Origin of the sequence: Sphingobium sp. (assembly GCF_036170395.1) — a bacterium.
Taxonomy (GTDB): Bacteria; Pseudomonadota; Alphaproteobacteria; order Sphingomonadales; family Sphingomonadaceae; genus Sphingobium.
In genome coordinates, this window is record NZ_JAVHPD010000075.1 from 1 (window position 1) to 16953 (window position 16953).

Here is a 16953-nt window from a genome sequence, read left to right on the forward strand (position 1 = left end):
GCCATCCCTGAGAGGGGGTCCCTTTTGCGCGCCGATCGGGGGTCCCGTTTGGACGACGATTGACACCGATTGGGTGGCTATTCCGACCAGGAGATCGCCACGCTGCGTGCCGAAGGCGTGATCTGACGGCATTGGGCCGAATTCGATCAGCCGACGCAGCGTGTAGGCCCAATGCGCTTTCACCACTGCCCGCCATCGAGCACAGGTCCAGCGCCGGCGATCTTTTTGGCGGGGTTGCACGGCCTTGGCCGCCGATACCGCAGTCGCTCGACAAAATAATATAAGGTAGATATCTTTCTACTCACGATACGGGGGAGAGACTAGGGTCGCGATGGAGGATGGGGCAAAGCTGGACCGGATCCTGGCCATAGGCCGTTTTGCAAGGGGAACCGCGACTCACGCCTATCAACGCCACGATCTCGATGTTACAGCGAAACGGTCGACGCGGCGCGTTGCCGTCCATTGTTTCACGCCACACGAAGCCCCCAACGCCATGCCGCTTGTTCTCCTGCCGGGCGGCGCATTCAGTGGAGCGAGCGCTTATTTCGACCTTGGCCCGCGATTGCTGGCGCTGATGCCGCATCGCACAATGGTTTTTGTCGATACGCCGGGCTCGGGCGCAAGCGATCGCCGCGTTGCCTGGCTAAGCCATCGGACGATTGCCGCCCTGATCGCCCATGCGGTGACGGCGGTGTTGGGGCCGATTCGGCTGGTGCTGGGCGGGCATAGCCAGGGCGGTGCGTTCGCGCAGATCATTGCGCGCCGCCTGTTGCTCGATGCGGCCGCGCTGGTGCTGATCGATCCCCAGCCGGCGGTCGGCGCGGGCGTCTGGCGAACATTTCGCAAGATCGCCCCCATCGCCCGCGACCCGGCGCGAGTGGCCCGCGAATTTCTATACTCGCCCGTGGCGGATGAAGGGACCATTGCCTTGGTGCGCTCGGTGAGCGCCAACGCCGCTGTCCCCGCTCGCGCATTGCTGGCGACGCTGAGCGGCCGAGACTGCCCCGACCCTGCACATCCCTATCGCCGGCCGACGCTGATCGTCGGGGCCGAGGCCAGCCAGGCGATCGATCAGAATGATCTGCGCGCAATGTCGATCAGCGGCGCTTTTCCGTCTGCGCGCTATGTGCCGATCAGGCATATGGCCGACCGACCGGCCGGCCATTGCGACATTCTCGAACGAGCCGAAACGGCGGCCGTGATCCACGGTTTTCTGACGCGCCTGGATCAAACTAAAGAAGGGCCCTAGTGGAAGCGCGCCTCCGGGCAACGCGGTTGATCGACACGCCTCCTACCCCCTCACGCCGGGCCGGAATATTACCAGACTGCCCAGAGCAGGACTCTTTCTCTCCCCTTCAGGGCAGGGTTAGGGGTGGTCATTGGGCCTCATCCGCTAGAAGAAAGTCGCCACCCACAATGCTCGGCAAGCCCTCCGGATCGCGCGTGTAGACGTAGACCCACGCCATCACCGCGCCACCCCCGGTTTCGACCGTCATCCGTTCGCGCCGATATTCCCGCGGCGCGGGGAAATCGGGCGTGACTTCCTCATAGGCGTCGATCCAGGCCAGTGTTGCGTCGGCGTCGGTCAGGCGGAACAGGTCGCCAGTGACGCGCCCCTCCGGCCCCGGCATCAAGCCCGGATAGTCGGCGATCCGGTAGAGCTTGCCGCCGACTGTGGCCGGCCCCAAATAGTCGGCCTCCGACAAGAGGCGGGCCGCCATCGAATGGGCGCAGCCGATCCTCAGCGTGCCATAGACGAAGAGCAGATTAGAGGGCATGGCGCATTTCCCAACCAGCGGGGAAAAACCCCAATAGACGGAAATATCGTCCATCCATATCTGGGTGACACTCCCGCAAACCAACGCTTTTCCGCGACATCTTCAACTTGGCACGCTCTCTGCAAAATGGAGGGCAGCAAGGCTGGATCATCCAGCCGACATCATCAGGGAGTAGCCGCCATGTCCATCGTGAAGATTCATTATGCCGCTTTCGCCTTTCTCGGCGCGATCATTTCCGCCGGCCTGTTCGTCAGCGCCGCCGTCCCGGTGTCGGCCATCGCCTGACCACCCCCATCATCCGCATCAAAGGTCCATTGTCATGAACAACAGCTTCACCCTCGACCGTCGCGCCGGCAAGATCATGGGCGTATGCGCCGGCTTGTCCAACCGCACCGGCATGGATGTCACACTGATCCGCGTCGTGCTGGTGCTGCTGACGCTCTGCGCGCTCGGTCCGATCGGGGTCGTGGCCTATCTGCTCGCCGGTTGGCTGGCCGAAGGCTGATTGCCCGCAAAGTCGGGGCGATCTAATCGTCAAGTCGATAGGAAATGAAAAGGCCGCTCCGGTTCATACTGGGAGCGGCCTTTCCTTATCCCCTCGTGTCGGGATCAAGATCGCGGATAAACCGCGATCAGGCATAGAGCACCGAATAGAAGTTCAGCATCTGCACGCCGACCGCAACGGCCAGCACAGCGCCTTGAAAAGCCTGACGCATAGTCAACTCCATCATAGCTGCAATTGCCCCGCAAGCGCGGGGTGACGGCCCCCTACGCTCCTTATGCCTGCGCAACAATCGCAAAGCGCGGCAGACCGGTTGCAGCAGATGCAACAGAGCTGTTACTGCAAAGCCACAATCATCGCCTGCGCTGCTGCCGGGTTGCGCTCTTTCGCGCCGCTGATGAAAAAGGTGAAGACATCGCCCCGCGCCGCCTGCGCTTTCGCCTGCTCAGCCCAATGCACGATCGCATCGGCCGGGTAGCCGGTCGGCTCGTCCGCCTGCGCGCGCATCAGCCTGCTGTAGGAAAAGCCGACATCATGGCCGTGGATGGCCGGATAGTCGTCATGGTCGACCAGCACCACGGCAACCCCCGCCGCCTGCGCCAGCGCCAGAAAGGCAGGATCGTCGAAACTCTCGTGCCGCACCTCGATCGCATGGCGCAGCGGCACGCCATCGACGCTGGCGGGGAGCAGCTTCAGGAACGCACCGAAATCGTCGGGATCGAACCGCTTGGTCGGCATGAACTGCCACAGGATCGGCCCCAGCCGGTCGCCCAGTTCGGCGATCCCCTGGCCGACGAACTTGGCGACGGACTCGCCCGCCTCGGCCAGCACTTTGCGATTGGTGCAGAAGCGCGACGCCTTGACCGCGAACTGGAAGCCGTCGGGCACCTGCGCCGCCCAGCCGGCGAAGGTCGCCGGCTTCTGGCTGCTATAATAGGTCGCGTTGATCTCGGTCGCGGTCAGATGCTGGCCGACATAGGTCAATTCATCCTTCTGCCGCAGCCCCGCCGGATAGAAGCTACCGCGCCATGGCTCATAGACCCAGCCGCCAATCCCCACCCTGATGCGTCCCGCCATGTGCTTCTCCTTCCGCCATATCCTGATCGGCCGGGGCGATCAGAGCCAGCGGAAAAACCCGCTAGCCACTATTGCGACTAACTCTTAATTGCAAGAGAAAGGAGTTCCCCATGTCGCTCGATCTCATCAAAACCACCACCTATCTCGTAATCCACCTCACCGTCGGCTTCACCGTCGCCTATGTGCTGACCGGATCGGTGGCGCTGGCCGGCGGCATCGCCCTCATCGAGCCGGTCATCAACGCCGTCGCCTTCTTCTTCCATGAACAGGCATGGAAGCGGGTGCAGGCCCGTCCGTCGCGCGAAAGCGGCCGCGCCTGGTCCGCCGGGCAGGCGAATTTCGCCTAAACAGGTGTCTATCTCGCTGTTCTCTTATTGAGCCCGATCAGCCACGGCTTCACCCCGTGCGAGGGGCTCGGCGTGCCGTCGAGCCGGCGGGCGCGCAGGATTCGGACGGGCTTGACGATCATCTGTCCCCGCATCGGTCCCGATCCGCAGCACGTCTGCGCCGCCAATATCCGGCGGACCACGTCCATGCCGGCAACCACATGGCCGAAGGCGGCATAGCCGATATACTCGCCCCGCGCGTCCATATTGGGGGTCGCGCCGATCGTGATGAAGAAATTGCCCATCGCCGAATTGGGCCGGTTGGGCCGCGCCATCGACAGGGTGGCGTCGAGGTGGCGGATGCCCGTGCGGCTCGTCGGCTCATGCGGGATTGGCGGCAACGACCGGCGCGCATCGGTGTCGATCCCGCCCTGGATCAGGCCGAAGCGCGGATCGCTCTTGCGCCGCGCCGCGCGGTAGAAGGTGACGCCGTCGAACCGCCCGTCATCGACATAGGTCAGGAAATTGGCCGACGTCTGCGGCGCGCGCTTGCGATCGACCGCAACGGTGATCGTGCCGACCGAGGTTTCGATGGCAACGCGCGTATAGCCAGGCGTCGGCCGGTTGGCGGGGAGGGCGACAGCCGGAGAGGCCGCGAGCATTGACAGCAGCAAAAGCAGGAGACGCATCGCGCCTGCTCCTAAAGCCCGCGCAGCCGATCCGCAATTGTCGTGACGTCAGCGGCCAGGCTGCACGATGTCGCACCGGCCGCGATAGACCCAGCCAAGGTCGATCGCTACCGCATCGGCCGCGCGCGAGACGAAGGCGGTCATATGCGCCGGGTCTCCCTCCACGGCATTGAGCAGGATGAAGGAAAAGGCCTTGCCCATGATCGTCTTGCCGACTTCGACATGCTTGGGCCAATAGTCGGCGACCCGGTCGAAGCTCGGCCCGGCCATGGCGAACAGCTTTTGCGGGTCGGCCGTGATCCGGTAGCTGGCGGGCGGCGTCTCACCCGCATTGGCGGTGCCGAGGCCCATAGCGAGCGGCACCTGCGCGGCGCCCAGCTCCAGCGTGAAATCGGCCTCGTCGGAATAGAGGATGTCGGCTTCCGACTGGCTGGCGGTCGGATCGATATTGGTGGCATGCCGCACATGGCATTGCAGCGTCCGCAGCGGCACAGGACCGCCCGGCACCTGAGGCGCGGCCTCGTTCATCGGAATTTCTGAAGTCTGGGCCTGCTCGGCCAGGGCTGGCCCAGCGCCCCATAAAAGGCAACAGGCCGACAGGAGTCCGGGCAGCATCGGCAAGGACCGCATGGTTCGCTTTCTCATTCGATAAAGGTCAACCGTGGAGCTGAAAAGGCAAAGAGGCCCAGCAGATTCTGCCGGGCCTCCTGCATTCAGGTCAAAGAGGCGATCAGCCGCCGATGACGGTGCTCGGGCACCAGGCGCGAGCGCCACGGCGAGCGATCGTCAGCTGAGTGCCGTTCGGGTCGGTCGACGTCACGAAGCTGTCGGTGATCGCCTTGCGCCACGGGGTCGTGATCGGCTGGAAGCCCGACGACGCCAGCAAGCCCAGCGACGTATTGTTGATGGTCGCGCTCTTGAAGTAGAAGCTCAGGAAGCCGACCAGCGGAGTGCGAGCGGCGTCCGAAGCATAGCAGCTGTAGAGCAGGATATTGGACGTGCCCACGATCGGGTAAGACAGCGAGCCGGTCGGATTGGCGAGAGGAGCGGTCTTCGACGCCGCCTGGACCCAATCCTGCGGCTGGTTGCGGCACGAGGCCGAAACGTCGCCGCTCAGGCAAGCCGTGTTCGGAACATAATTGCCGTTGGCGTCCGATTCGGGCGGCAGGATGGAGCCGAACGACGAACGAAGCGCCGTGGCCGTCGGCGCGCGATAGGCGCCGGCGACATTCTGAACGTCGGCGGTCTGGAGGTTGTAGTTGTTCGCCTGGGTGTAGAGCACGCCCGGCAGCACGAAGTCGGGGCCGACATAGCCGATGCGGCCCTGACGGACGAGGTTGCCGGCCGTCGCGCCCGGCTCGGCGGTGAAGTCGATATATTTGGCGACACCGTCATTGCCGTTGGCGAGCGTATACTTGCCTGCGACTTCAGCGTCGTTGCCGGCGTAGAATACGCGGCCGGCGCCGGCGTTGTTCGAGCTCTTGTTCCAGACCGCGCCGACCAGATCCTTGGGCGAGCTGGTGGTGCGGGTCGCGCCGGTCGAGTCGACATAGACGCCCGGCAGGCGGCTGGTCGAGTCGGCATAGGCGTTGCCGGTGTAGCTGGCGCAGGCGTTGGCAAGGAAGCGGGTCCAGAGCGAGGTCGTGCCCGAGCTGTCCTCACGGCCGACGATCTGGAGCGGCACGGTGAACGAGCCCGGATCGCTCAGGTCGACGAACGAGCGGTTGCCGTTTAGCGCCCGCAGACGGCTGTCGCCCCAGTTGACGATGTCGCCGTTGAAGATCGCGCAGACCGCCGCCTGGCTGAGGCGCAGGCCGCCCGAGCCGTCGGCGCGCGGATAGCGCAGGTTTAGGCTATATTCGCTGATGCTGCCGTCGCCGTTGCGGATCTTCTTGTAGACCGGATCATAGGCGATGGTCACCGGCGCGATCAGCAGCGGGAACTGGACCATGGCGCCATAGGCTTCGCGCGGGTTGCGATACTGGCCGGTACCCGGGGTCACGCCGGGGGCCACGACGGTCACGCCCTGAACGGTGCCGCCATTATTATAGGCCGCAACGTCGTTCGTGCCGAGCGAGGTTTCCGACAGCGCATAGTTGATGGTCGGGAACAGCTGCACGCCGTCAGCGGGGTCGATGTCGCCCGCGCGAACCGGGTCGTGGCTGAAGAAGGCTGCGATGCCGACGCCCGAACCGGTCGATTTATAGACCAGCCTGTCGTTGGCGATATAGTCGGTGGTCGCGCAATCCTGCGCCGGCGTGCCGGTGTAGTTGAAGTCCGGGGCGGTCTGCAGGACAGGCGGGTTGCCGTCGAAGATCAGGTCGGTCTTGACGCTGTAGCAGTCAGCGGCCTGGCGGAAATAGGGAGCGGGCAGCGACGCGCCGTTACCATAGACGGTGTCGACGGTCTGCGCGCCGGCGATGACGGACATGCTGCCGGCGACGAACGCCGCGGCAGTGCCCAGAAGATAGGCTTTACGAAGCATCATAAACCTCCAATAGACAATAGAAGTTGGTCGCCGTGCCAATGGAGCACGCGACATCATTCCGAAAATAATCGGTCACAAAATTGTAACAGTCCTAAAAACCCCACCAGGAAGAAAATGTTACTCCTGGCCCATCAAGATCGTGCCCCCATCATCCTCGGAAAGAGCACCCCCTCTTTCCTTGCAAGGTTCGGCACGAAACAATTATTGCCGAGTCTTGCGGAAGCTCATAAACATGAGGTCGGTAACACTTTTATGACATTTACCAACGTCCCATGATTAGCTGATTCGCCGACTGCCAACATATTGTGCAGACGGCGAAAAATGTCGCGGGCGCAGGGTGTCGGGGTTCATTCCGCCGGGTGGGGCTGGCGGCAAGTCGGGGGTCGGGAAGTCAGGATGCGGGCGTCGGCGCAAGCGGCGAAGCAGGAGCAGGGGGACGCTCCTCCATCGCCCTATCATTGTGGACGGGTGATCGATCGGCTGGTGTCGGGCGGGGTGCTGACGCGCGACGTCGGCAATCGCGCCCTTCAGGTGCAGCAGGAAACCGGTGACCGGATCGAGACGGTGCTGACGCGGCTGGGCATGGTCTCCGAACAGCGGCTCGCGCGCTTTTTCTCGACCGCCACCGGCATACCGATCATGCTGCCGCAGCAATTCCCTGACGAGCCGCTGGGCATGGGCATCCTGGCGCCGCGCTTCCTGCGCGACCAGCATGTGCTGCCGGTCGCGGAGGAGGATGGCCGGCTACTGCTGGCGGTCGCCAACCCGCTGGACCCCTATGCGCGCGACGCCATCTCCTTCCTGATGGGAACCCCGGTGCGGCTGGCGATCGGCATGTCGTCCGACATCGATGCCGCGCTCGACCGGCTCTACGGCCAGGCCGAACAGGCCGCCGAAGCGGACGACGATTCGCTGGACGAGGAGGATCTGGAGCGGTTCAAGGATCAGGCGAGCGACGCGCCGGTGATCCGCGCGGTCAACCGGCTGATCGCCCGCGCGGGCGAGATGCAGGCGTCGGACATCCATCTGGAGCCGACGGAGGATGGGCTGGCCGTGCGCTTCCGCGTCGATGGCGTGATGCGCGAAATGGCGCCCCTGCCGGCGGCGATGAAACAGGCCATGGTGGCGCGCATCAAGGTGATGGCGTCGCTCAACATCGCCGAGCGCCGCCTGCCGCAGGACGGCCGCCTGCGGCTAGCGGTGCGCGGGCATGAAATCGACCTGCGCGTCGCGACATCGCCGACCATCCACGGCGAAAGCGTCGTCATGCGCCTGCTCGACCGGTCCAGTGTCGCGCTCGATTTCACCGCGCTCGGCTTTACCGAGGATCAGACCCGGGCGGTGCTGCGGGCCATCGGCAAGCCGCACGGCATCACCCTGGTCACAGGCCCCACCGGCAGCGGCAAGACAACCAGCCTCTATGCCGCGCTCGACCAGATCAATACGCCGGGCCGCAAGATACTGACGGTTGAAGACCCGATCGAATATCGCCTGAAAGGTGTCAGCCAGACCCAGGTGCAGCCCGGCATCGGCCTCACCTTCGCGTCGGCGCTGCGCTCTTTCCTGCGGCAGGATCCCGACGTCATCATGGTGGGCGAAATCCGCGATCTTGAAACTGCGCAGATCGCTGTCCAGGCGGCGCTGACCGGGCACAGCATCCTCTCCACGCTGCACACCAACAGCGCGGCGGCGGCGGTCACCCGTCTGCTCGACATGGGGATGGAACCGTTCCTGCTCACCAGCACGCTGAACGCCGTGCTAGCGCAGCGGCTGGTGCGTCGCCTGTGCCCCGTCTGCAACGCGCCGATGCCGCATGTCCAGGCCCAGCTGGAGGCGGCGGGGATCGAGCCGGCACTGATTGCGGCGTTGCCGGCCGACGCCGATTTCCGCCGTCCCATCGGCTGCGAGGAATGCGGCCAGTCGGGCTATCGCGGCCGCAGCGCGGTGGTGGAACTGCTGGAGATCAGCGAGACCATCGCCGACCTCATCATCGCGCGCGCCGAAGCGCGCGACATCCATCGCGCCGCCGAGCAGGAGGGGTTGCGATCGATGCTGGCCGACGGGCTTGCCAAGGCAGCACGCGGTGTTACCACCGTCGAGGAAGTGCTGCGCGTGACGCGAGAAAGCTAGGTTTCCATGCCCCAGTTCCATTATCGCGCCGCGACCGCCAGCGGCGCGATGCGCGAAGGCGCGGTCGAGGCGGGCAGCGCCGCGCAGGCGCTGGACGTGCTGCGCAGCCAGGGATTGCGCCCGATCGGCGTAACCCCGGCAGCCGCCGGCAAGGATGGCGGCGGCGCGAAGCTCGACCCCCGCCATATCGCCAAGCTGTTCGGCGAGTTGGCGACCTTGCTCGACGCGGGCCTCTCGCTCGACCGGGCGCTCGCCATCGCTGTCGACAATGCCGCAACCGCTGCGCTGCGCCAGCAGCTTTCCGCAATCCACAGCCAAGTGAAAGAAGGCACCCCGCTCTCCGAAGCGATCGCCGCCGCGCGCGGCAGCTTCCCGCCGCTGGCCGCGCCGATGATCGCGGCGGGGGAGGCGAGCGCGACCTTGCCGGCGGCACTGGGCAAGCTCGCCGCCACGCTGGAGCGTGCGCAGAAGCTGCAAAGCGACATCGTCTCGGCGCTTATCTATCCGATCATGCTGACCCTCATCGGCCTGGCGGTCATCATCCTCATGCTGCTGTTCATCGTGCCGCAGTTCGAGGGGCTGTTCGCCGGCGCGCAAGACCGGCTGCCGCCCATGACCCAGATGGTCATACGCGCCAGCCAGGGCTTTCGCGCTTATGGGCTGCTGATGCTGGGTGCGCTGGTCGGCATCGTTTTCCTCTTGCGCGGCTGGCTGCGCCAGCCCGCTGCGCGCGCGATGCTCGACCGGCGGTTGATTGCCCTGCCGCAGATTGGCGACCTAATCCACCGGATCGAGACCGGACGTTTCGCCCGGGTGCTGGGTACGCTGCTGAGCGGCGGCGTCGCGCTTGCCCCGGCGCTTGCCCTGGCGCAGCGCACGATCGGCAACCGGGTAATGGCGGACGCTGTCGCCCGCATCGCGGAGCGGGTGCGGGAGGGCGCGAACTTTTCGCAACAGGCGGCCGAATCGGGCATGTTCCCGCGCCTCGCCATCAGCTTCATGCGCACCGGCGAGGAGACGGCCCGGCTCGACGCCATGCTCGAACGGCTGGCCGACGCGCTGGATGAAGAGATTGCCGTCAAACTGAAACGCTTTGTCACAATATTGACGCCGGTCATCACCGTCGTGATGGGCATCATCGTAGCGGCCGTGATCGGGTCGATCATGACGGCCATTTTGGGTTTCAACGATCTCGCCCTGGAGTAACCATGCTGTCCTCCCGCCCCCCGCACCGGCCCGGCCGCCCCGGCGAAGGCGGCTTCACGCTGCTCGAACTGCTGGTCGTGATCGCGATTCTCGGCCTCCTCGCCGCGATCGTCGCGCCACAGGCGCTCCGCTATCTCGGCAGTTCCAAGAGCCAGACCGCCAAGGTGCAGATCAAGAATATCGCGTCGGCCATGGAACTGTACCGGTTCGACAATGGCGGCCTGCCGCCCGCCGGTGCTGGCCTCGGCGCGCTGGTGAAGGCGCCGTCGGGCGCCGCCGCCTGGAACGGCCCCTATCTGCCGCAGGAAAGCGCGCTTATCGATCCCTGGGGCAAGCCCTATGAAATGAAAGCGCCGGGCGAGCATGGCGATTATGACATCTTCACTCTGGGATCGGACGGCGCCCCCGGCGGCACCGGCGAGGCCAAGGATGTGGGCAACTGGTAAGCGCCCATGTCGCTGATCGAAGCCCTGATCGCGGTCGCCATCTCCGTGCTGATCGCCTCGATCGCCTTTCCGGCGATGGACAGCGCGTGGGAGGGCAGCCGGCAGACGAGCGCCGCCTCCACCCTGCTCGCCAATCTGCGCGTCGCGCGGGCGCAGGCAGTGCGGGGCGGGCAGCCGGTGGCGCTGACCCTCTCGCCCGACGGCAGGCGCTATAGCATCGGCGTGACCGCCGTGGACCTGCCCGATCCGCTGGTGCTGCGCGCCCGTCCCGCCCGGATCAGCTTCTACCCCGACGGGTCGGCAAGTGCGGCGCAGTTGGCGCTGACCGGCCCCCGCGCGACGCAGATGCTGCGCATCCGGCCCGTGACCGGCCTTGTCGAAGCGGAAGCACCGGCGCGGTGAACGAGCGCGGCTCCATCCTGGTCGAAACGCTCATCGCCACGGCCATATTGGCGATGATCCTGGCCGCGGCCTTCCAGACGCTCCACGACAGCGCCCGCCGCGCTCGCCGTGTGTCGGACCAGCGCATCGCCCTGCTGATCGCCCAGTCGCGGCTCGCTGAATATCCGCTCAACCGTCCCCCTGCCAGCGGCAGCCGCAGCGGCACCGATCACGGCTTTATCTGGCGAGTCGAGGTGGGGCCAGCAGGCGGCGGCGACCGTCGAACAACTGTCCCACTCGCTGTATCAGTTAGCAGCCCCCGCGACCCCGCCGTCCGGGTCCGGCTCGACAGCTTGCGCCCCGCCGCATGAGCAAGAACGCATCTCAGGCCGGCTTCACGCTGATCGAGCTGCTCGTTAGCCTGGCGATCCTCGCCATGGTGTCGGCCATGCTGCTGACCGGCCTTGCCAGCGGGCGCGGCGGCTGGCAGCGGGTCGAGGCGCGCACCCGCGCGGGCGAGGATGTGATGGCGACGCAGACCGCGCTGCGCGCACTCGTCTGGCGCATCTTCCCGCAGGGCAGCTTCAACGGCAGCCAGCCGCGTATCCTCTTTTCCGGCGATGCGCGCGAAATGCTGTTCCAGTCGGCCGTGCCGGACGCGAAGGCGCCCGCCCCGCCGCTCCTCTACCGGCTGGGGCTGGCGGCCGACGGCGCCCTGGTGCTTGACAGCCAGTCGACATTGACGCTGACCCCCGAACGCATGAGCGAACGCGCGACCATAACAACCGGCCTCACGGCGCTGGAGTTCGCTTATTATGGCGCGGCCGCGCCCGACATGCAGCCGCGCTGGCGGGGCCGCTGGGAGGGGCAGAGCAATCTGCCGCAGATGATCCGCATCCGCGCGACCTTCGCACCCGGCGACCGGCGGATTTGGCCCGACCTGATCGTGCAACCCGCCGCGACCGTGGACAATCTGTGCGTCTATGTCCCCGCGACGGGCACATGCCGGGGGCGGACATGACGCTGCGCGAACTGCTGGCGGCGGACATGCCGACGCTGCGCCGCTGGCTGGCGCAGGGGTGGGAATGGTGGACCGGCCAGTTGGCGGCGATGCTGCCCGGCATGGCGCGGCGGCAGCGCCATCGCGGCACGGTGATCGCCCGCGATCCCGCCGATCCCTCCGGCTGGCATATCGTGGGCACTGGACAGAGCGCGCATATGCTGAGCGCCCGGCAGCGGCAGGGGCTGCTCGCCGCCCTCCAGCCCGGCGACATTCTCTGCCGCTCTATCGACGTGCCGCCGCTGGGGCGCGGCGAGTTGCGGCAGATGCTGGCGATGGACATCGACCGGATCGGGCCAATCCCGCAGCCGCAGGCCGTTTTCGATGTCGAATCGGTAGAGCGATCGGAAACCCGCCTGTCGGTGCGGCTGGGCATGGTGCCGCGCGACCGGCTGATGGGCTGGATCGAATCGCTCGACGCCATGGACATCCGCCCCTCCCGGATCGCGCTGTCGGAAGAGGACGGCTATCATTTCGACTTCCTCAAGGCTGCCGGCATCGCCCAGGCGGACAGCGGTCGGTGGCGCTGGTGGGTGGTCGTCGCCGCTTTGGTCGCGCTCAACATCGGCGCTTTGATCTGGCGCGACGTCGCCACGCTCGAAGCGACGCAGGCGGCGGTCGAGGAACAGGCCCCAGCCGGCCGCACCGCGCTGCTGATCCGCCAGCGGATCGAGAAGGAGCAGCAGCGTCGGCAATGGTTGGTGCGCGCGCGGGCAGAGCAAGACCCGCTGCCGCTGCTCGCTGCGCTCAGCGCCGCGCTGCCGCCGGGCGCCTGGGTCCAGCGGCTCGAATATCGGCAGCGGCAGGTGCGGCTGGTCGGCTTTGCCCCGGGCACGATCGACGTCGCCGAAGCGCTGCGTCAGTCGCCCCGGCTGCGCGCGATCGTCGAAAATGACGCGGAAGGTGCGCCGGCCGCCGCCGCCGACCAGATGCGCGCGTTCGACATCAGCGCCGTCTATCTGCCAGAGCGGCGGCGATGAAGACGCCCAATCCGCGCGAGCAGCGGCTGATCGCCATTCTCATCCTCGTCGCTCTGGTGGCGCTCGCCTGGCTTGGCATTGTCCAGCCGATCCTCGATGGCTTTGCGGAGCGGCGCGAGGCGAAGGCGCAATTGCTGATGCAGCATCAGCGCAACCAGCAAATCGCCGCATCCTTGCCCCTGTTGCGCGCCGCCGCCCGCCGCCAGCGCGCCGATGCGCCGCGCTTCGCTCTGCCGGCGCGCAATCAGGAGGAGGCGACCGGCCGTTTGCGCGACCTCGTTCGCCGCACCGCCCTGCGTCACGAGATCGTCACGAAAATGTCGCAAAGCGCCGATGGCAAGGCGGGTTGGGCAAGTCTGCGCGTGACCATGGTGGTGGGGATGGCTCCTTTCGCGCGCTTCCTGGCGGACGTGCAGAATGAGCAGCCGCTCATCCTGATCGGCGCGACGAGCATCGCCGCCAACGCGGCGTTCCAGGCCGGAACCGCCGCGCCGATGGAGGTCCAACTTGAAATTTCCGCGCCTTTCGACGCTGCGGCGATCCGCTGAGGATGCGCCCTTGCCCGCCGCGCTGGCGCTGCTGCTGGCGCTGGCCCTGCTGTTCCAGCTGCTGACGCCCGTAACGGTGGACCTGCCGGACATGCCGATGCGGGCGATGAAGGCGCCCGACCTTCGCACGGCCGAGTCGCTGCCAGCATCGATTCCCCCGGTGCTGGCCGCGCGCGACATTTTCGCGCCCAGCGGAAGCAGCGGCGGCAAGGCGGGCGCGCCGGGATCGGGCGCGGTCAGCCTGCTGGGCGTCGCGCGATCCGGCCGGGGTGGCGCGGCGGTGCTGCGCGGGACGGACGGGGTTGCGGTTACCGTTCCCCTCGGCGGGCGCGTCGGCCCCTGGCGCGTGACCGGCATCGGGGCGGCCTCCGCTCGGATAGACGATGGATCGCGCAGCCTGACGCTGCGCGTGGGCGATACCGCTGCGCCAGCAGCGGCGGAAGGCGGCGAATGATGCGGGCGATGCTGAAACGCGGCGTCGCCGCCGTCGCCCTGCTCGCTCTTGCCGGTGGCGCGCCGGCACAGCAGGCCGAGCCGGGCGGCGATCGCGATGTCCGCGCCACGATCGTCCCCGGCAACGGCCAGATTCCCAATCCCCGCGCGCCGCTGCCCGACCAGCCGATCGGGCGCGGCGACATCACGCTCAACTTCCCCGGCGTCAGCGTGCAGCAGGTCGCGCGCGCCGTGTTCGGCGACATATTGCGCGTGCCCTTCAGCATCGACCCGTCGCTCGACACGCCGGTGACGGTAGTGTCCGACCGGCCGATCGCCCGATCCTCGGTCCTCCCCTTCCTGGAGGGTGCGTTCCGCGTATCAGGCCTCGCCATCATCAACAGCAACGGCACCTATGTCGTCACCACCGTCGAACAGGCGCGGCAGCAGGCGGGCCTGGTTGGCGAGGGCAACAGCGGCTTCGGCAATGAAGCCTTTACGCTGAAATTCGTCAGCGCCACGCTGCTCAAGCAGGTGCTCGATTCGGTGCTGCCGGGGCTGGTCGCCAGCGTCGATCCGAGCCAGAATATCCTGACCGTCGCCGGCACCACGGGCCAGCGCCGCGCGGTACGCGACCTGGTCGAGCGGTTCGACGTTAACTGGCTGCGGAACATGTCCTTCGCGCTCTATGTGCCTCGCCGCACCGATGCGCGGCTGATCGTGCCCGAACTGGAGAAGCTGGTCGACAGTCCCGGCGCGCCGACGGCGGGCCTGGTCAAGCTCATTGCGATGGACCGGCTGAACGGCATCCTCGCCGTCTCGTCCCAGCCGCAATATCTTCAGGACGTGCGCCGCTGGGTCGATATTCTGGACCGCGAAGGCGAGAACAGCCAGCCGCGCCTGTTCGTCTATCGCGTGCAGAATGGCCGCTCGTCGGACTTGGCCAAGACGTTGCTCGCCGCCTTCGGCATGGGGGGCCGTGCGACGGGGGCACAGCCGGCGCAGCAGGGCCAGAATGGCGGCAGCGCGCCCGGCCTCTTCACCCCCGACCAGAGCCAGAACGCCACGCCGACCGGATCGCCCCTCAATCCCGCCCCGCCCGCTGACCCAGCCGCGGCAAATGCGCAGCAGCCGGCGAACGGGCTGCCCAGCGGCATGACGATCACCAGCGACGAGGCGAACAACGCCGTCGTCGTCTATGCGACCCCGCAGACTTACGCGATCGTCGAGGATGCGCTGCGCAAGCTCGACATCCCGCCGCTCCAGGTCATGATCGAGGTAGCGATCACCGAAGTCTCGCTCAACGACGAACTGCGCTACGGCGTGCAATGGCTGTTCCGCGACGGCAATGACGAAGCGGCGCTGACGCGCGGCACCACCGCGACGCCCACCCGCATCTTCCCCGGCCTGTCGCTTGGCTATTCCAACGGCGGCAGCGTGCAGGCGACGCTCAACGCGCTGGAGGGGCTGACCAAGATCAACGTCGTGTCCGCGCCCAAGCTGCTGGTCATCAACAATCAGACCGCTTCGCTCCAGGTCGGCGATCAGGTGCCGATCTCCTCCTCGTCAGCGGTAAGCGTCGAAAATCCCAATGCGCCGATCGTTAACGCGATCGAATATAAGGATACCGGCGTCATCCTGAAGATCACGCCGCGCGTGAACAGCGGCGGTCTGGTGCTGCTCGACATCAGTCAGGAGGTCAGCGACGTGTCGACCACCAGCAGCTCGAATATCGATTCGCCCACCATCTCCACCCGCCGCCTCGCCAGCTCGATCGCGGTGCAGGACAATCAGACGATCGCGCTTGGCGGCCTCATCCGCGCGATCAAGACGCGCGGCAATGAAGGCATACCGCTGCTCTCGCGCATCCCGGTGCTCGGCGCGCTGTTCGGCACCAAGACCAGCGAGGAGCGCCGCACCGAATTGCTGGTGCTGCTGCGCCCGCGCGTGGTGCGCACGAGCGATGATGGCCGGGCCATCACCGAGGAGCTGAAGGAGAAGATCCAGTCGCTCAAACCGGGCACCCGGGGTGCCGACCTCTAAGCCCGCGTCCGAGGACGGCTTCGCGCTGGTCGCGGCGCTGATCGCGCTGGCGCTGTTTGCTGGCGTCGCCTTCGCCATGCTGGCGGCGGAGAAGGGCAATCTGGCCGGCACCGCCGCCGGGGCGGAGCAGGCGCGGCTTGCGGCAGCGGCGGACGCGGGCCTGGTGCTGGCGGCGGCGCATGTTGCGGCACGCGGCATAGGCGCGAGCATTTGGCGGATCGATGGTCGGCCCTATCGGACCACCCTTAACGGCGTATCGCTCACCATCCGCATCGAGGACGAGCGCGGCAAGATTCGCCTCAACGACCTCACCGAAGCGCAGGCGCGGCTGATGTTCGAGGGTGCGGGCGTCGGCGGGCGGCGGCTGGACGAGGTGACCGACGCCTTTCTCGACTGGACCGACGCGGACGATGACCCCCGCCCTTATGGCGCCGAGGCGGCGGACTATGCCAGACTCGGCTATCAACCGCGTAATGGCGGGCTGCGGACCATAAGCGAGCTAGCGCTGATCCGGGGGATGGACCGCGCCATCTATGACCGGATCGCGCCCGCCGCGACCGTGTTCTTCGGCGGAGCGGGCGGCTTCGACCCCGCCAATGCCCATCCGCTCGCGCTTGCCGTGATGCTGGAGACGGGCATGGGATCGCCCGAGGTGATCGAACGGCAGCGGGCGCTCGCGGGGCAACGCACCGCGCTGGAGCCGGACGCGCCGCCGGCGCTCGGCGGCCGGCCGCTTACTGTGCGGGTGTTGGCTGAGGATGGGCAGGGCGCGCGGCTGGAGCGGGCAACGATCATCGAGTTTCCCGATGCGACGCTACGCCGCTGGGAGATACGCTATCAGGAATGAGGGCGCGCGCGGCGCGCGCC

Annotated in this window: 20 protein-coding genes; 14 read left to right on the forward strand and 6 right to left on the reverse strand. The window is 66.8% G+C overall.

What is annotated here, in order from left to right:
- A partial coding sequence (locus tag V2B31_RS18155; RefSeq protein WP_328281187.1) for a hypothetical protein occupies positions 1 to 183 on the reverse strand: 183 nt, incomplete at its 3' end.
- Between the two features lie 310 nt (positions 184 to 493).
- Between V2B31_RS18155 and V2B31_RS18160 the strand changes: the two genes are divergently transcribed.
- Complete coding sequence (locus V2B31_RS18160) at positions 494 to 1249, forward strand: alpha/beta fold hydrolase (RefSeq protein ID WP_328281191.1); 756 nt, start codon at positions 494 to 496, stop codon at positions 1247 to 1249.
- Positions 1250 to 1376: 127 nt separating this feature from the next.
- Here the strand turns inward: V2B31_RS18160 and V2B31_RS18165 are convergent, their stop codons facing one another.
- Complete coding sequence (locus V2B31_RS18165; protein ID WP_328281194.1) at positions 1377 to 1832, reverse strand: gamma-glutamylcyclotransferase family protein; 456 nt, start codon at positions 1830 to 1832, stop codon at positions 1377 to 1379.
- A 265-nt stretch (positions 1833 to 2097) separates the two neighbouring features.
- On the opposite strand from V2B31_RS18165, the gene V2B31_RS18170 reads away from it, so the two are divergent.
- Positions 2098 to 2283: a PspC domain-containing protein gene (locus V2B31_RS18170; protein ID WP_328281197.1), complete on the forward strand. Its 186-nt coding sequence runs from the start codon at positions 2098 to 2100 to the stop codon at positions 2281 to 2283.
- A 333-nt stretch (positions 2284 to 2616) separates the two neighbouring features.
- Here the strand turns inward: V2B31_RS18170 and V2B31_RS18175 are convergent, their stop codons facing one another.
- The gene (locus V2B31_RS18175) at positions 2617 to 3357 is read right to left on the reverse strand and encodes a DUF72 domain-containing protein (RefSeq protein ID WP_328281202.1); all 741 of its coding nucleotides are present in this window, start codon (positions 3355 to 3357) and stop codon (positions 2617 to 2619) included.
- Positions 3358 to 3467: 110 nt separating this feature from the next.
- Here V2B31_RS18175 and V2B31_RS18180 point away from each other — a divergent pair, with 110 nt between their 5' ends.
- The gene (locus V2B31_RS18180; RefSeq protein ID WP_328281206.1) at positions 3468 to 3704 is read left to right on the forward strand and encodes a DUF2061 domain-containing protein; all 237 of its coding nucleotides are present in this window, start codon (positions 3468 to 3470) and stop codon (positions 3702 to 3704) included.
- 8 nt (positions 3705 to 3712) lie between these two features.
- Here V2B31_RS18180 and V2B31_RS18185 read toward each other — a convergent pair whose 3' ends face one another.
- The 3 genes from V2B31_RS18185 to V2B31_RS18195 all read right to left on the reverse strand — a co-directional run bounded on the left by V2B31_RS18185 (position 3713) and on the right by V2B31_RS18195 (position 6860).
- The gene (locus tag V2B31_RS18185) at positions 3713 to 4372 is read right to left on the reverse strand and encodes a peptidylprolyl isomerase (RefSeq protein WP_328281209.1); all 660 of its coding nucleotides are present in this window, start codon (positions 4370 to 4372) and stop codon (positions 3713 to 3715) included.
- Positions 4373 to 4420: 48 nt separating this feature from the next.
- Positions 4421 to 4900 (reverse strand): hypothetical protein, encoded by a 480-nt coding sequence (locus tag V2B31_RS18190; RefSeq protein WP_328281213.1) that lies wholly within the window; start codon positions 4898 to 4900, stop codon positions 4421 to 4423.
- Between the two features lie 202 nt (positions 4901 to 5102).
- A complete protein-coding gene (locus tag V2B31_RS18195; protein ID WP_328281217.1) occupies positions 5103 to 6860 on the reverse strand; it encodes a substrate-binding domain-containing protein in 1758 nt (585 codons plus the stop codon).
- Positions 6861 to 7256: 396 nt separating this feature from the next.
- Between V2B31_RS18195 and V2B31_RS18200 the strand changes: the two genes are divergently transcribed.
- Genes V2B31_RS18200 through V2B31_RS18250 form a run of 11 tightly spaced genes read left to right on the forward strand, consistent with a single transcriptional unit; the run spans position 7257 to position 16933 of the window.
- Positions 7257 to 8990 (forward strand): GspE/PulE family protein, encoded by a 1734-nt coding sequence (locus V2B31_RS18200; protein ID WP_328281221.1) that lies wholly within the window; start codon positions 7257 to 7259, stop codon positions 8988 to 8990.
- Positions 8991 to 8996: 6 nt separating this feature from the next.
- Positions 8997 to 10196 carry a type II secretion system F family protein gene (locus tag V2B31_RS18205; protein WP_328281224.1) on the forward strand — a complete coding sequence of 400 codons (1200 nt, stop codon included), beginning with the start codon at positions 8997 to 8999 and terminating at the stop codon, positions 10194 to 10196.
- A 2-nt stretch (positions 10197 to 10198) separates the two neighbouring features.
- The gene (gene gspG / locus V2B31_RS18210) at positions 10199 to 10642 is read left to right on the forward strand and encodes a type II secretion system major pseudopilin GspG (protein ID WP_328281228.1); all 444 of its coding nucleotides are present in this window, start codon (positions 10199 to 10201) and stop codon (positions 10640 to 10642) included.
- A gap of 6 nt (positions 10643 to 10648) precedes the next feature.
- Positions 10649 to 11044 carry a GspH/FimT family pseudopilin gene (locus V2B31_RS18215; protein ID WP_328281232.1) on the forward strand — a complete coding sequence of 132 codons (396 nt, stop codon included), beginning with the start codon at positions 10649 to 10651 and terminating at the stop codon, positions 11042 to 11044.
- A complete protein-coding gene (locus V2B31_RS18220; RefSeq protein ID WP_328281236.1) occupies positions 11041 to 11394 on the forward strand; it encodes a hypothetical protein in 354 nt (117 codons plus the stop codon). Before V2B31_RS18215 ends, V2B31_RS18220 begins: the two co-directional genes overlap by 4 nt.
- On the forward strand, positions 11391 to 12044 hold the full coding sequence (locus V2B31_RS18225; protein ID WP_328281240.1) for a prepilin-type N-terminal cleavage/methylation domain-containing protein: 654 nt from the start codon (positions 11391 to 11393) through the stop codon (positions 12042 to 12044). The genes V2B31_RS18220 and V2B31_RS18225 overlap by 4 nt, the downstream gene beginning before the upstream one ends.
- Complete coding sequence (locus tag V2B31_RS18230) at positions 12041 to 13063, forward strand: PilN domain-containing protein (protein ID WP_328281243.1); 1023 nt, start codon at positions 12041 to 12043, stop codon at positions 13061 to 13063. The genes V2B31_RS18225 and V2B31_RS18230 overlap by 4 nt, the downstream gene beginning before the upstream one ends.
- Positions 13060 to 13611: a type II secretion system protein GspM gene (gene gspM / locus V2B31_RS18235; protein ID WP_328281246.1), complete on the forward strand. Its 552-nt coding sequence runs from the start codon at positions 13060 to 13062 to the stop codon at positions 13609 to 13611. Before V2B31_RS18230 ends, gspM begins: the two co-directional genes overlap by 4 nt.
- The gene (locus V2B31_RS18240) at positions 13571 to 14065 is read left to right on the forward strand and encodes a hypothetical protein (RefSeq protein ID WP_328281250.1); all 495 of its coding nucleotides are present in this window, start codon (positions 13571 to 13573) and stop codon (positions 14063 to 14065) included. The genes gspM and V2B31_RS18240 overlap by 41 nt, the downstream gene beginning before the upstream one ends.
- Positions 14062 to 16086, forward strand: a complete 2025-nt coding sequence (gene gspD / locus V2B31_RS18245; RefSeq protein ID WP_328281254.1) for a type II secretion system secretin GspD — start codon at positions 14062 to 14064, stop codon at positions 16084 to 16086. The genes V2B31_RS18240 and gspD overlap by 4 nt, the downstream gene beginning before the upstream one ends.
- A complete protein-coding gene (locus V2B31_RS18250; protein WP_328281258.1) occupies positions 16073 to 16933 on the forward strand; it encodes a general secretion pathway protein GspK in 861 nt (286 codons plus the stop codon). The genes gspD and V2B31_RS18250 overlap by 14 nt, the downstream gene beginning before the upstream one ends.
- Positions 16934 to 16953 lie beyond the last annotated feature (20 nt).

Excerpts from the sequence above, each read along its gene's own strand:
- V2B31_RS18160 (WP_328281191.1), top strand. The coding sequence starts at position 494 with ATGCCGCTTGTTCTCCTGCCGGGCGGCGCATTCAGTGGAGCGAGCGCT.
- V2B31_RS18165 (WP_328281194.1), bottom strand. The coding sequence starts at position 1,832 with ATGGACGATATTTCCGTCTATTGGGGTTTTTCCCCGCTGGTTGGGAAA.
- V2B31_RS18170 (WP_328281197.1), top strand. The coding sequence starts at position 2,098 with ATGAACAACAGCTTCACCCTCGACCGTCGCGCCGGCAAGATCATGGGC.
- V2B31_RS18175 (WP_328281202.1), bottom strand. The coding sequence starts at position 3,357 with ATGGCGGGACGCATCAGGGTGGGGATTGGCGGCTGGGTCTATGAGCCA.
- V2B31_RS18180 (WP_328281206.1), top strand. The coding sequence starts at position 3,468 with ATGTCGCTCGATCTCATCAAAACCACCACCTATCTCGTAATCCACCTC.
- V2B31_RS18185 (WP_328281209.1), bottom strand. The coding sequence starts at position 4,372 with ATGCGTCTCCTGCTTTTGCTGCTGTCAATGCTCGCGGCCTCTCCGGCT.
- V2B31_RS18190 (WP_328281213.1), bottom strand. The coding sequence starts at position 4,900 with ATGAACGAGGCCGCGCCTCAGGTGCCGGGCGGTCCTGTGCCGCTGCGG.
- V2B31_RS18195 (WP_328281217.1), bottom strand. The coding sequence starts at position 6,860 with ATGATGCTTCGTAAAGCCTATCTTCTGGGCACTGCCGCGGCGTTCGTC.
- V2B31_RS18200 (WP_328281221.1), top strand. The coding sequence starts at position 7,257 with ATGCGGGCGTCGGCGCAAGCGGCGAAGCAGGAGCAGGGGGACGCTCCT.
- V2B31_RS18205 (WP_328281224.1), top strand. The coding sequence starts at position 8,997 with ATGCCCCAGTTCCATTATCGCGCCGCGACCGCCAGCGGCGCGATGCGC.
- gspG (WP_328281228.1), top strand. The coding sequence starts at position 10,199 with ATGCTGTCCTCCCGCCCCCCGCACCGGCCCGGCCGCCCCGGCGAAGGC.
- V2B31_RS18215 (WP_328281232.1), top strand. The coding sequence starts at position 10,649 with ATGTCGCTGATCGAAGCCCTGATCGCGGTCGCCATCTCCGTGCTGATC.
- V2B31_RS18225 (WP_328281240.1), top strand. The coding sequence starts at position 11,391 with ATGAGCAAGAACGCATCTCAGGCCGGCTTCACGCTGATCGAGCTGCTC.
- V2B31_RS18230 (WP_328281243.1), top strand. The coding sequence starts at position 12,041 with ATGACGCTGCGCGAACTGCTGGCGGCGGACATGCCGACGCTGCGCCGC.
- gspM (WP_328281246.1), top strand. The coding sequence starts at position 13,060 with ATGAAGACGCCCAATCCGCGCGAGCAGCGGCTGATCGCCATTCTCATC.
- gspD (WP_328281254.1), top strand. The coding sequence starts at position 14,062 with ATGATGCGGGCGATGCTGAAACGCGGCGTCGCCGCCGTCGCCCTGCTC.